The sequence below is a fragment of the Nocardia jejuensis NBRC 103114 genome (assembly GCF_001613145.1).
Taxonomy (GTDB): domain Bacteria; phylum Actinomycetota; class Actinomycetes; order Mycobacteriales; family Mycobacteriaceae; genus Nocardia; species Nocardia jejuensis.
Genome location: NZ_BDBU01000010.1, coordinates 121651 through 135084 on the forward strand (window position 1 = coordinate 121651; position 13434 = coordinate 135084).

Annotated in this window: 8 protein-coding genes; 3 read left to right on the forward strand and 5 right to left on the reverse strand. The window is 70.0% G+C overall.

Annotation, left to right across the window (positions count from 1 at the left end; all coding sequences use genetic code 11):
* The first annotated feature begins 36 nt into the window (after nt 1-36).
* On the forward strand, nt 37-687 hold the full coding sequence (locus NJ1_RS08040; protein WP_067689631.1) for an urease accessory protein UreD: 651 nt from the start codon (nt 37-39) through the stop codon (nt 685-687).
* A gap of 108 nt (nt 688-795) precedes the next feature.
* Here the strand turns inward: NJ1_RS08040 and NJ1_RS08045 are convergent, their stop codons facing one another.
* From NJ1_RS08045 to NJ1_RS08065, 5 genes are all read right to left on the reverse strand, one after another.
* Nucleotides 796-1569 (reverse strand): hypothetical protein, encoded by a 774-nt coding sequence (locus tag NJ1_RS08045; protein WP_067689634.1) that lies wholly within the window; start codon nt 1567-1569, stop codon nt 796-798.
* 183 nt (nt 1570-1752) lie between these two features.
* The gene (locus NJ1_RS08050; protein ID WP_067689637.1) at nt 1753-2730 is read right to left on the reverse strand and encodes a hypothetical protein; all 978 of its coding nucleotides are present in this window, start codon (nt 2728-2730) and stop codon (nt 1753-1755) included.
* Between the two features lie 95 nt (nt 2731-2825).
* Nucleotides 2826-4274: an NAD(P)/FAD-dependent oxidoreductase gene (locus NJ1_RS08055; RefSeq protein WP_067689639.1), complete on the reverse strand. Its 1449-nt coding sequence runs from the start codon at nt 4272-4274 to the stop codon at nt 2826-2828.
* Between the two features lie 214 nt (nt 4275-4488).
* Nucleotides 4489-5373 carry a serine hydrolase gene (locus tag NJ1_RS08060; RefSeq protein ID WP_245717273.1) on the reverse strand — a complete coding sequence of 295 codons (885 nt, stop codon included), beginning with the start codon at nt 5371-5373 and terminating at the stop codon, nt 4489-4491.
* Nucleotides 5374-5494: 121 nt separating this feature from the next.
* On the reverse strand, nt 5495-5701 hold the full coding sequence (locus tag NJ1_RS08065; protein WP_067689641.1) for a hypothetical protein: 207 nt from the start codon (nt 5699-5701) through the stop codon (nt 5495-5497).
* A gap of 176 nt (nt 5702-5877) precedes the next feature.
* On the opposite strand from NJ1_RS08065, the gene recC reads away from it, so the two are divergent.
* Together recC and NJ1_RS08075 are read left to right on the forward strand one after the other, a co-directional pair.
* Nucleotides 5878-9231, forward strand: coding sequence for an exodeoxyribonuclease V subunit gamma (gene recC, locus NJ1_RS08070; RefSeq protein WP_067689644.1), 3354 nt, complete (start codon nt 5878-5880; stop codon nt 9229-9231).
* A 49-nt stretch (nt 9232-9280) separates the two neighbouring features.
* Nucleotides 9281-13366, forward strand: coding sequence for a UvrD-helicase domain-containing protein (locus tag NJ1_RS08075; RefSeq protein WP_245717274.1), 4086 nt, complete (start codon nt 9281-9283; stop codon nt 13364-13366).
* Nucleotides 13367-13434 lie beyond the last annotated feature (68 nt).

A 13434-nucleotide genomic window follows, 5' to 3' on the forward strand; every position in this document is an offset into this window, starting at 1 on the left:
CCGGGCACGCACTCGGTCCATCGACCGGGGCCCCGCGTGCGCACTGAACTGCGAATCACCGCCACCGCCGGGACGCTGCCGCACATCCACGCGGTCGGCGGCCTGGCGGCCCGGCACACCGGTGTCGACACGGTGCACCTGATCGGTACCGCCGCAACCCCTTTGGGCGGCGACACCCTCGACATCGTGGTCCGGGTCGGTCCGGGTGCGCGTCTGCTGATCCGTTCCGTGGCCGCCACGATCGCGCTGCCCGGGCGCGACACGCCGAAGTCCCTGGCACACTGGCACTTCGAGGTGGCCGAGGGCGGCGCACTGGATTTCGATCCGGAGCCGACGGTGGTCGCCGGTGGCGCGGAACACGAATCACGCACCACGGTCGAACTCGCACCCACCGCGACGCTGCGTCTGCGTGAACGCGTTCAGATCGGTCGCACGGGCGAGGACCACGGGTTCTGGACCGGTGAATTGCACGCCGACACAGCCGGTCTCCCGCTCCTGCGACATCGCCTGGATCTGGGCGCGGACGCCCCCACCGATGACCCCCTGACCCATCCCCGAGCCCTGGAGAGCGTCCTGACCTTCCCCGACGCCCGCCCGGCCGAGACCACGGGCCTGGACGCCGCCCTGCTGCCGTTGGCGCTCGGCGGCACCCTGTTCACGCGTACCGCGGCCATGCTGTACGTCTGAGCCGGGCGCGTGGAACTGGTGAAACGCAGCGCGGCGGGAACCGGACCTCACCCCCGGTTCCCGCCGCGCGTAGCAGTAGCAATGTGATTCTTTGTCGGCGTGTGTGAATCAGTTGCCGACGACTCGCGGTGGGGCGTTGAACGCGTTCACCGCGCCGACCGCGCCACCGACCAGTGCACCAGCCATGGCGGCGGGTACGGCGATCATCGCGGCGCCGGCAGCGGCGCCGACGACCGGACCGGCGACGAGGCCGACCGGGAAGAGCGGGAGGCCCATGACGAGGCCGACAGCCGCGCCGGCGAGAGCTCCGGTGGCCGCGAACGGCATCGAGGCGGACGCTCCGGCGACAGCTCCCATGGCAGCGGTGCCGACGGTCTGACCGGCGATGCGGTCGGAACGGCTGCGCTCCATGCCGATCGAGTCGAGGAAGGTGGCGATGTTCGCCTCGACCTGAGCGGAGTTGTCGTTGATCTGGATCGCTTGTTCGTTGTCGATCCAGTTCGGCGCGTCGACCGCCATATCGCCGAACCGGAACTTTCCGGGCGGCGGTGCGATCGGCGGCACGGCAGCCACGGGGATGGGTGCGTGCAGCACGCCCACCGGGGCCAGGTAACTCTTTTCCGGGGCCGAGCGAGACCACTGGATGGAGCTCTTGACGTCGTTCGGGATCTGCAGGCCCTCGTACGGCGCAACGTTCGGTGAGTCGGCAGCCGGCCAGGCCGGTGCGTCTTCGTGTGCGGTCACCGAATTCGGTTGCGCGGGTGCGGCATTGGCGACGCCGGATCCGACGATCGCCAAGACTAGCGGAACGGCGCCCGCCGCGACCACGTTACCCACCTTGGTGCGATGGGGATTGAGGGCCCTGTGCTTACCTGCAGCCATGCATGTCCTTTCTGTGAGAGCAACTTCGACGCCCGACATTCGGACCCGTCGGTCGCCTGGATTGGTGTCGGAGAAGATGTCCGAAAAGTGTTGCGGTAGCCCTTTATTAACTACTTGCAAGTCAATGAATAGAAAAAGGGCCGGAACCCCAAGTGAGGGATTCCGGCCCGGACAAAACGACAATCACTCGGTGATTGCTACCTCGGCCGCAGGTGCGACTTCGTCGACCGGCGCGGAATCCGACACCGGAGCGCCCTGGGTCGCCGGAGCCATGAAACCGTTGACCGCACCGACCGCGGCGCCGATTCCGGCGCCCAGGGTCGCGGCGGGCACCGCGACGAGGGTGACCCCCGCGGTGGCCCCGATGGTCGGGCCGAAGAACCAGCCGAACGGCGCGAACGGCGTACCCGCCAGCGCGCCGACGAAGCCGCCCATCAGCAGGGCGGCCCCTTCGACGGGCGCGGCCACACCGACGCCGACGGCCGCACCCACGGCCGCGGTGCCGACGGTCTCGGCCGCGATGTGGTCGGACCGGCTCGGCTCGAAGCCGGCCGAATCCAGGGTGCGAGCCAGCTCCGCCTCGGCGGAGGCGGACACCGCGTTGATCTCCGCGGCCTGTTCGGCCGGCAGCCACGGCGGAATGTCGACCTGGGTGTAGCCGAAGCGCAGCTTGCCCTCGGGGGCGGCGATCGGGGCGACGCCGGGGGCGGCGACCGGATCGGGTGCGTGCAGCTCGTCCATATCGACGGGTGCGAGCGCGGCGTTGGGGATGTCCCGGACACCGGTGAGGGAGTTGCGGCCCACCCGCGTCACCCCGGGGGCCGCGACCTCGCCGGGGTTCTCGGAGTCGGCGACCGTGCTCGCCTCGGCCGAGACCTCGGCGGTGTCGAGGTAGACGCGCGCGCCCTCGGCGATTGCCTGCGGCACCGGCACGGCGAACTGACCGAACGGGGTGTCGACCACCACGCCGGGCTGCGCGCCGCCGGTGGCGGGCTGATTGTCCACGACAGCCGACTGGCTGTCGTCGTTCGAAACCGGTTCCGCCGCAGCGGTTCCGGCACTGGCGAGCGCTGCCACGATCGGCAGCGCTCCCGCCATGGCCAGGGAGGAGATGCGCCGGCGGACCGGCGAAATCTGATCGGCCGGTTGGCGTTTGCCCATGAATGACCTTTCTCACGAATGTCGACAGATGCCGAACATTCGGATCCGGCTGGTGTGCCGGATTGGTCGGGTCATCCCCCGGTGACAGTCGGGGGTCAGACAGCCTTGGGTTCGGTTTCCGTCCCAGGCTTCACATTCGCCACGGATTTGCCATTGCCCGTAGGGTATTCGCCGCCGATCTGCTTGTGCAGCTCCAGCGCCTCGTCCGGATCGTCCAGTGCCTCGAGCGCGAGCCGGGCGAAGACCCACTGCTCGGTGGCGGCCATCTGACCGCGATGGCGGCCGAGGAAGGAGGTGAACCACTGCAGCACGGTGACGAACCGGCTGCGGAAACCGACCAGGTAGTACAGATGCAGTGCCAGCCACGCCAGCCAGGCGATGAACCCGCTGAACTCCAGCTTGCCGATCTGGCAGACCGCGTTGAACCGCGACACGGTGGCCATCGAGCCCTTGTCGAAGTACTTGAACGGCTTGCGATCGGCGGGCTTCTGACCGTGCTCGACCTCGGCCTTGATGGCCTTGGCCGCGTAGGTGCCGCCCTGGATCGCGCCCTGGGCCTGTCCGGGCACGCCCGGCACGGACATCAGGTCGCCGACCACGAAGACGTTCGGGTAGCCCTTGATGGTCAGGTCGGGTTCGACGACGACGCGTCCGGCGCGGTCGGTCTCGGTGCCCTCGGAGCCCGCGGCCAGGATCTTGCCGAGCTCGCTGGCCTGCACGCCCGCGGACCACACCTTGCAGGCGGATTCGATACGCCGCTCGGAGCCGTCCGGTTCCTTCACGGTCACGCCGCGCGCGTCGACATTGGTGACGATGGCGTTGAGCTGGATCTCCACGCCCATCTTCTCGAGCCGCTTGTGCGCCTTGCCGCCGAGTTTGGGGCCCATCGGCTTGAGCACCGCGTCCGCGCCCTCGATGAGGATGACCCGGGTGTCGCGGGTGTCGATGTTGCGGAAGGTGCCGTCCAGGGTGCGATCGGCGAGTTCCGCGATCTGCCCGGCCAATTCGACGCCGGTGGGGCCCGCGCCGACCACGCAGAAGGTCATGAACCGGTCGCGGGTCTCCTGATCCTTGGCCAGCTCGGCCTCCTCGAAGGAGCCCAGGATGCGGGCGCGTAGCTCGAGCGCGTCGTCGATGGTCTTCATGCCCGGCGCGTAGGTGGCGAAGTGGTCGTTGCCGAAGTAGGACTGCTGCGCACCGGCCGCGACGATGATGCTGTCGAACGGGGTGACGGTGTCCTGGTTGAGCAGGCGGGAGGTGACGGTGCCGTTCTTGACGTCGATGTCGTTGACGTCGCCCATGATGACCCGGACGTTGCGCTGCTTGCGCAGCACGATGCGGGTGGCGGGCGCGATCTCGCCGACGGACAGGATGCCGGTCGCGACCTGGTACAGCAGCGGCTGGAACAGGTGCGTGGAGGTCTTGGAGATGAGGGTGATGTCGACGTCGGCCTTGCGCAGGTGCTTGCATGCGAAGAGGCCACCGAACCCTGACCCGATCACCACAACGCGATGGCGTTGTTGCGTGGATTTATCGGCGTTCATCTAGTCCCTGCTCCTGCCAGACGGTGAAACTACGACACTTCACGCCCAACGGTAGTACGGCACGAGGCACGACGACCAATCAGGACCAAACGGAAACCGGCCGGTACGGCGTATTCAGAAAATACAACAGGTCGGTAGTTCAGCGTGGAAAGCCGTGGTCACGGTGGCAGGTCGGGTTCCCGGACGCGAATCCGGGAACCGCGGCCTCAGGGTCTCAGCGTCCGGAGAAGAGCAACTGCGCGACGTGCGTGGTGGTCTCGGAGCCGTCGGCGTAACCGCCGCCCACGCCCTGCTCGGTCATGATCGCGAGGGTGTAGCGCTCGTTCGGCCCGGCGAAGCCGACCGAGTTGACCACCCAGCCGCCCTGCTCGTCGGACCAGCCGTTCTTGAGGCCGGGCTGCATCGCGGCGCCCGCGCCCCACACACCCCAGTGCTGGTTGGTGTCGACCTTGCGCATGCGGTCCACCAGGTAGGCGCGATCGTCCGGATGCATCTTGGTCAGCACGTTGTCCATCAGCCGGTCCAGATCCGCCGGGGTGCACTGCTGGAAGCCCCAGTCCGGGAACAGCTTGACCTGCTCGATGGCGGTCACCGGCGGCAGCGGGACCAGTCCGGTCATGCCGTTGGCGCGGAAGGCGTTGTTGTAGGACATCCGATCCAGACCCGCGAACTTGTTCCACAGGATGTCGGCGGCATTGTCGTTGGAGGTTGCCAGCATGGACTCCATGAGTCCGCGGTCGCCGGGGTCCAGGGTGATGGCTCCGATGCGGGCGCGGTTCAGCAGATCCTCCGCGATCGCGAGCTTGATGGTGGAGGCGGTCCAGAACATGGTGTCCGCGTTGTCATTCCGGTAAATGCCACCGGAGACGCGATCGCGCACCACATAACCGGTCACGCCGGGTCTGGTGCGCAGATAGTTGTCGACCGAGGAGATTCGATTGCCGAAGTCGCAATCGAATCCGGCGACGCAGCCCTGCGCGAGCACCGGGAAGGCGCCGGCGGTGGGCACGAGTACCGGGGCGGCCGGAATGAACGCGGTGGCGGCGAGAACGCAAGCGGAAGCGGCCACGCGGGAGCGCCGGGCCTTGGGAGAACGCACGATGGGAAACAATAGACAGTGAGATGCCGGATTTGCACCTCTTGAGGTCAGGAACGTCGTGTGTTATCGAATCGACGCTGTCCCAGCGATTTTCGCCGATCGCCGGTGAGTCGCGCGAACGTCAGCGGAATACGGCGCGGAGTTCGTCCGCATCGCGACCGTTGAGGCGATAGCAATGCTCGAATGCCTCGGTGTGCCGATCCCTCGGCCAGGTGTGCAGGACGACGCCGCGGCCGTAGTGCCGCGAATGCACGAGCTCCCAGTGGTCTCCCACTCGGCGGACCGTGAACCCGCTCGTGGGCATCAGGGCAATCACCGACGCAGACATGAACCGAACCAGCCTTTCGTACCTCACCGCCGACCTCGCGAAATGCACTGTCGCATAGCACACTGCGATTGCGGGATGACGCGCCCTAGCTAATTTTCGGCGTGTGGCCGGTGTCACCCGGCGAGCCCGGGTACCGGGTGTTTGCATGTCGTTCGCCGACTGTATAAACACAGGTCGTGCACATTCATCGGGCCGAGCGTGCGGACACGCTCGCCGACGCGCTTGCCGAGCTCCTCGCGGAACCGCTCGGCGATCCCTTCACCGCCGAGGTGGTGGCCGTTCCGGCCAAGGGAATCGAGCGCTGGCTCAACCAGCGCATGGCCACCGTCCTGGGCGCGGGCGCGCACGCGGACGGGGTGTCGGCGAACATCGACTTCGCCGACCCGGCCGCGCTGGTGTCCGCCGTGCTCGCGCAGGCGAGCGGGATGACGGATTCCGCGCAGGATCCGTGGGCGCCGGAGCGACTGGTGTGGACGGTGCTGCCGGTGCTCGACGAGGTGCTGAGCGAACCGTGGTCCGCGGTGCTGGCCCGGCATCTGGGCAATGGGGATCCGAGCGGATACCGGGTGGGGCGGCGCTACGCGACCGCGGCGCGGATCGCTTCGTTGTTCGACAGCTACGGCGCGCAGCGCCCGGCCCTGATCACCGACTGGGCCGCGGGCCGCGACACCGACGGCGCGGGCGGGGAGCTGCCCGAGGATCTGCGCTGGCAGCCGCTGCTGTGGCGGCGGCTGCGCGCGGCCGTGGGGGTGGACAGTCCGGCCGAGCGGCTGGCGGCGGCGTGTGCGCGGCTGCGCGCGGAACCGTCGGTCGTCGCACTGCCGGAACGGATTTCGCTGTTCGGGGTGACGCGCTTGAGCACCGATCAGCTCGAGGTGCTCTCGGCGCTCTCGGCCGGGCGGCAGGTGCACCTGTGGCTGGCGCATCCGAGTCCGGCGCTGTGGACCAAGCTCGCGGACGCCGAGGTGATTCCGAATTCCGGTGTGCGGGTGCGGCATCCGCTGCTCGCGGCACTCGGACGCGATGTGCGGGAACTGCAGGAGCGACTCTCGGGCTACGACCACATCGACACCTACCATCCACGGCCGGACGAGAACGTCCGCCCGCGCGCGGCGCGCACGCTGCTCTCGGAACTGCAGGCCGCCATCCGGCAGGACCGCTGGTCGCTCATGCCCGAACCGGCGCTGGCCGACGGCACCGTGACCGTGCACGCCTGCCACGGGCCGTCCCGGCAGGTGGAGGTGCTGCGCGACGCGCTGCTCGGGGTGTTCTCGGCCGATCCGACGCTGCAACCGCGCGATGTCATCGTCATGTGCCCCGATGTGGAGAGCTACGCGCCGCTGGTGCGGGCGGCGTTCGGGCAGTGGTCCCTCGACGGCGCCGAGCCCGGGCATCCGGCGCACGGGTTGCGGGTGCGCCTGGCCGATCGCTCCCAGCGCGCGATCAATCCGCTGCTGGACGTGATCGGCACGCTGCTCGAGCTCGCCGACGGCCGGGTCACCGCCACCGAGGTGCTGGATCTGTGTGCGGCGGAACCGGTTCGGCTGCGCTGCGGCTTCGACGAGGACGATGTCGAGCGACTGCGCGAGTGGGCCGCGGAGACCGGGGCGCGCTGGGGGATCGGGCAGCGGCAGCGAGTCGCGTTCGGGCTCGGTGATTTCGCGCAGAACACCGTCAACGCGGCGGTGGATCGCATTCTGCTGGGTGTGGCGGCGGGCGAATCGAGTGAGGACTGGCTCGATCTGGTGCTGCCGCTGGACGATGTCGACTCCAACGACATCGATCTGGCGGGTCGATTCGCCGAATTCGTGGATCGGCTGGCGGTGTGCCTGCGGGATCTGCGGGGACCGACGCTCGAGGAGCCGGCCGGGACCGCGCGGCCGGCGTCCGAGTGGGCGGCGGTACTGGGGCGCGCGCTCGAACTGCTCACCGACGTGCCGATCACGCAGGGCTGGATCGGCGTGCAGGCGCGGCGCGAGCTGGCCTCCGCGCTCGAGCACTCCGGTCGAGTTCCGTTGCGGCTCAGCGATATCGCGGCGCTGCTGGCGGCACGGCTCTCGGGCAAGGCGTCCCGGGCGAACTTCCGCACCGGTGAGCTGACCGTGTGCACCATGGTGCCGATGCGGTCGGTGCCGCACCGGGTGGTGGTGCTGCTCGGGCTCGACGACGAGGTGTTCCCGCGCACCGGCGGCGTGGACGGCGATGATGTGCTGGCGCGGCACCGGCTGCCCGGGGATCGTGATTCGCGCAGCGAGGACCGCCAGCTGCTGCTGGACGCGATCATGGCCGCCGGTGAGCGACTCGTGCTGCTGCACACCGGATCCGATCCCGTCACCGGTGCGCACCGCCCGCCCGCCATACCGCTCGCGGAGCTGCTGGACACCGTGCGCGCGCACATCGGGGCGGACGCCATGGACGCGGTCGTGACCCGGCACCCGTTGCAGCCCTTCGATCGCCGCAACTTCCGGGCCGAGAAGCCGTTCAGCTTCGATCGGGTCGCGCTGGCGGGTGCGCTGGCCGCCGGCGCGGCTCCCACACCGCGCCCGGTCTTCCTGACCGCGCCGCTGCCCGCCCGCGAACGCGGGGATGTGGAGCTGGCGGATCTGGTGTCGTTCGTGGAGCATCCGGTCCGCGCGTTCCTGTGGCAGCGCTTGGGAATTCGCGTTCCCGAGGACGAGGAGGAGATCGCCGATCGGCTCCCCATCGAGCTCGACGGTCTCACCAAATGGGGGATGGGCGAGCGCATGCTCAACGCCCGCCTCACCGGTGCGGACCCCGACGTGCTGCGCGCCGCCGAATGGCGACGAGGCGGGCTGCCGCCCTTCGCGCTGGGCGCGGCCGTGCTGGAGGAGGTCGAGAGCACCGTCGACCGGCTGGTGCGGGTGGCGCAGCCGCTGCACGAGATTCCTTCCCGCACAGTAGATGTCGCCATCGATCTCGGTGATGGCCGCCGCCTCACCGGCACCGTCCCCGACGTCCACGACGACGCCCTGCTGCGCACCACCTACTCGCGTCTGGCTCCGAAGCATCGGATGGCCGCGTGGGTGCGCCTGCTCGCGCTGGCGGCCACCGGCGATCACCAGAGCTGGCGCGCGATCACCATCGGGCGCGGCCGGATGAGCCGTCCCGCATGGCGATCCACGCTCACCGCGCCCAATGCGCCCGCCGCGCGCGCCCTGCTGCGCGATCTGGTCGCGGTGCGCGATCTGGGCCTGGACGAGCCGCTTCCCATCACACCCGCGGCCTCGGCCACCTACGCCGAACGGCGCTGCCAGGGCTCCACTCCCGAGGACGCGCTGCTGGCCGCCGAACAGGAATTCGACGGCGGCAAGGACGGTCCCGGCCGCTACGGCGAACACACCGATCGCTACCTGCGCTACATCCTGGGCCCCGCTCCGCGCTTCCATCAGCTCACCGAAGCCGCCGCCGACCCGGTCGCGGGACGCGAATCCGAACCCACCCGCTTCGGCGACCTGGCGCGCCGCCTCTGGAACCCGTTGCTCACCAACGAGAATCAAGGCCAGCCGTGAACCCCCGGCGCAGTACCGCCACGTCCCGCACCGATCTCGGGAGTCCCGAATGACCGACGACCTGTTCTCGATCACCGACCCCGACATCGCCCCGCACCCCACCCCGACCCGCCCTCGCCGCTCGGACACACCCAAGTCCCAGAAGCCACCCAAGTCGCCGAAGCCCCGCACGCCCCCCACCCCCGCACCGGAAGCCGAACTCTTCACCGTCACCGAGGATCTCACCCTGGAGATCCCCGAACTTCTCACCGATGATCCGGATCCCGCGACCACGCCCGCGACGCCGGATCGGCCCGCGGAGGAAGCCGCGGAGGAGCCTGATGTCGATACCGACGTTGACTCCGATGCCGATGCCGATGCCGATGGCGGTGCTGAGGCTGGTGCCGACACGGACATCGGCATCGACGCCGGTGGCGATGCGACGGTGGAGCTTCCGGACGTCCCGCTCGATATCGCCGCGTCCGATACTCGGCACGTCGGTGCCGAAACCGATCGCGATACCGACCCCGTCGCGGACGCGGACGGGTCGGATGTCGACGCCCGTTCGCATCCGCCGGTCGAAGCGGAACCTGATATGGCCGAGCGGATCTCGGCGGATGTGGGCTCCGACAGCGGGACGACGGCTGTTGTCACGGACCTGTTCGGAATGACGGCGGTCGCCCCGGGGTCGGATGCGCGCGGGCAGGTGCCGCGGGAGGTGTGGGACGAGGGGTTCGGCGGGGAGCGGGGGCGGGAACCGCGCGGGGATCTGGATCTGTTCGGGGTCGAAGGCGCTGGAGTGAGCGAGGTGGTGACGCCGGACAGCGGGGACGGTTTCCAGCTGACCGGGGTGCTGCCCAGCGGGACGACCGTGCTCGAGGCCAGTGCGGGGACCGGCAAGACGTATGCGATCGTGGGGCTCGCGGTGCGGTTCGTGGCCGAGGCCGGGGTGAACATCTCGGAGTTGCTGCTGGTGACCTTCAGCCGGGCCGCGACGCAGGAGTTGCGCGAGCGCACGCGCGATCGGTTCGTGGGGGCCGCGGCGGCGCTGGCGGATCCGGAGCGGGCGCGCGCCGAGGGCGATGAGCTGATCCGGCATCTGGCGCAGGCGAATCCGAGTGAGGTGGCGGCGCGGCGCGAGCGGCTGCTGGCGGCGCTGTCGGACTTCGACGCGGGGACCATCGCGACCACGCACAGCTTCTGCCAGCGGATGCTGGACGAGCTCGGTCTGGCGGGGGAGCAGGACCCGGGAGTGCGGCTGGTCGAGGGCATCGAGGATGTGGTGTCCACGGTGGCCGACGATCTGTTCCTGAGCCGGTACGCGCGCACGGCGGCCCCGTTCGGATCGGCGGACGCCGCGCGCCTGGCCGCGGCGGCGGTGGGGGACCGGCACGCGATGCTGGTGCCCGAGGCCGAGGGCGAGGACGATCCGGCGGCGGAGCGAGTCGCGTTCGCGGACGCGGCGCGCACGGAAACCGCTCGGCGCAAACGGCTCTCGGGCCTGCGCGACTTCGACGACCTGCTGGTGCTGCTGCACGAGGTGCTCGCTGATCCCGAACACGGACCGCAGGCGTGCGCGCGGATCCGATCGCGCTTCCGGGTCGCGCTGGTGGACGAGTTCCAGGACACCGATCCGCTGCAGTGGGACATTCTGCGCCGCGCGTTCCACGGGCACACCACGCTGGTGCTGGTCGGGGATCCCAAACAGGCCATCTACGCCTTCCGCGGTGCCGAGGTGCTCAGCTACCTCGACGCTGTCGCGCACGCGAACGCTCGCCGCGAGCTGACCACCAATCGGCGCAGCGACGCCGGACTGCTGGCCGCGCTCGAGCATCTGCACGGTGGAGCGGCGCTGGGGCACAAGGAGATCACCGTGCACCGGGTGGCGCCGACCCGCGCGTTCTCCCGCCTGTCGGGCCCGCCGGAGCGAGTGGTTCCCCTGCGGCTGAGGTGTTTTCCGCGCACCGGCGCGGGACCGCTGAACAAGTCCGGGTTCCCGACGGTCGGGCGGCAGCGCGAACGCGTCGCCACCGATGTGGCCGCCGATATCGTCGGACTGCTCGAATCCGGCGTGCGCATCGATTCGGGCACGCCGCACGAGCGTCCGATCGGACCCGGCGATATCGCCGTGCTGGTGCGAAATCGGGTTCAGCTGGACATGATTCGCAAGGAACTCGAGCTCGCCGGTGTCGCCTCCGTGCTCGCCGGTGGTGCGAGCGTGTTCGGCACGCCCGCCGCCGCGGAATGGTTGTGGGTGCTGCACGCGCTGGAACAGCCGCATCGCGCCGACCGGGTGCGGTTGGCGGCGGGCAGCGCTCTGCTGGGTATCGACGCCGTCGAGATCGATGCGGGCGGAGCGGATCTGGTCGGCCGCCTCAGCGCCGAGCTGCGTGATTCGGCCCGCCTGTTCGCCCGCGCCGGATTCGCGGCCGTCTTCGAGAAGATGAGCGCCGAAACGAAATTGGCCCCGCGCCTACTGGCGCTGGAGGGCGGCGAACGCCGTCTCACCGACCTGCGCCACATCGCCCAGCTGCTCGACGACGCCGCTCTCAAGGAGGGCCTGGGACTGACCGCGCTGACCCGCTGGCTGGCCGACCGCGTGCGTGATCCGGCCTCGGGCAGCGTCGCGGGCCGCAGCCGCCGCCTGGATCGCGATGCCGCGGCCGTGCAGATCGCCACCGTGCACGCCAGTAAGGGCCTCGAATTCCCGGTCGTCTACCTGCCTTTCGCGTGGGACGCCGCGAAACTGCGCAACCCCCCGACCCAGCTGTTCCACGACGAGCAGGGCCGCCGCGTGCTGGATGTCGGAGGCCCGGACGCTCCCGGCTACAGCACCCGGCGTCTGCGTGCGGAGGCCGAGGAGCAGGCCGAGGAACTGCGCCTGCTGTACGTGGCCCTGACCCGGGCCGGAGCGCAGGTCGTCGCCTGGTGGGCGCCGTGCTTCGACACCCAGACCGCGCCGCTGCACCGCATGATCATGGGCCGGGAACCCGGCAGTCCCGCGGTCGCGGACAAGGTGCCGGTGCCCTCTGATCCGGTGGTCCTGGAACGGGTTTCGGCGTGGGCGGCCTCCGCCGAACTCGATGTGATCGCGATCGAGCCGATCCGTGACTCCACCCGGGCGCGCCTGCACCGCGACGACACCGCCGCCGTCGCCGGAGAGCTGGCCGTGGCGCACTTCGATCGCGCCCTCGATCAAGCCTGGCGGCGCACCTCGTACTCGGCGCTCACCGCGGGCGCGCACGACGCCGTGCCGGCCGGTGAACCGCCCGACGGCGGCGGCGTTGCCGACGAACCCACCGTGCCGACCGTGCTCGCCGAGGACCCGTCCGCCTTCGAAGGCGCGGCCCCGTCGCTCATGAACACGCTGCCCTACGGCGCGGAATTCGGCACCCTCGTGCACGAGGTCCTGGAATACGTCGACACCGACGCCCCCGACCTGGCCGCCGAGATCCACGCCCGCACCACCCACGCCGTGGCCGAGCAGATGTTCGACGCCGACCCCGATGTGCTGGCCGCGGCCCTGCTCGCGGTGATGCACACCCCGATCGGATTCGGCACTCTCGCAGAGGTTTCCGCCCGCGATCGCCTCAGCGAACTCGACTTCGAACTCCCGCTGGCGGGCGGTGACACCCCGGCCGACATCCGGGTCACGGTCCCGCGCATCGCGGATCTGCTGCGCCGTCACCTCCCGGCCGACGACGTCTTCGCCCCCTACGCCGAGCAGCTCGCCCATCTCGACGACACTCCGCTGCGCGGCTTCCTCACCGGCAGCATCGACGCCGTACTGCGCACGGCGGGACCACGTTTCGTGGTGGTCGACTACAAGACCAACCGCCTGGGCACCGGCGACCTGACTGTCGCGCACTACACCCACGCCCGCATGGCCGCGGAGATGATGCGCTCGCACTATCCCCTGCAGGCCATCCTGTATTCGGTTGCGCTGCACCGCTACCTGCGCTGGCGCCTCCCGGACTACGACCCCGCCCGCCACCTCGGCGGCATCCGCTACCTGTTCGTCCGGGGCATGATCGGACCGCACACCCCCGACGGCGCGGGCGTCTTCGACTGGACCCCACCCCCGGGGCTGGTCACCGATCTGTCCCTGCTGCTGGCCGGAGACCCGGCCGGCACCGAAGAACCGGCGGGCCGATGAGCCTCCGCCTCCTGTGTTCCGGCGATCGATCGCATCGCCGCGCCGCGTCGCGACCCGGCGCGCGGCGC

What these genes read in the sequence shown, in the direction of transcription:
- NJ1_RS08045 (WP_067689634.1), bottom strand. Translation starts at nt 1,569, where the DNA reads ATGGCTGCAGGTAAGCACAGGGCCCTCAATCCCCATCGCACCAAGGTG.
- NJ1_RS08050 (WP_067689637.1), bottom strand. Translation starts at nt 2,730, where the DNA reads ATGGGCAAACGCCAACCGGCCGATCAGATTTCGCCGGTCCGCCGGCGC.
- NJ1_RS08055 (WP_067689639.1), bottom strand. Translation starts at nt 4,274, where the DNA reads ATGAACGCCGATAAATCCACGCAACAACGCCATCGCGTTGTGGTGATC.
- NJ1_RS08065 (WP_067689641.1), bottom strand. Translation starts at nt 5,701, where the DNA reads ATGTCTGCGTCGGTGATTGCCCTGATGCCCACGAGCGGGTTCACGGTC.
- NJ1_RS08075 (WP_245717274.1), top strand. Translation starts at nt 9,281, where the DNA reads ATGACCGACGACCTGTTCTCGATCACCGACCCCGACATCGCCCCGCAC.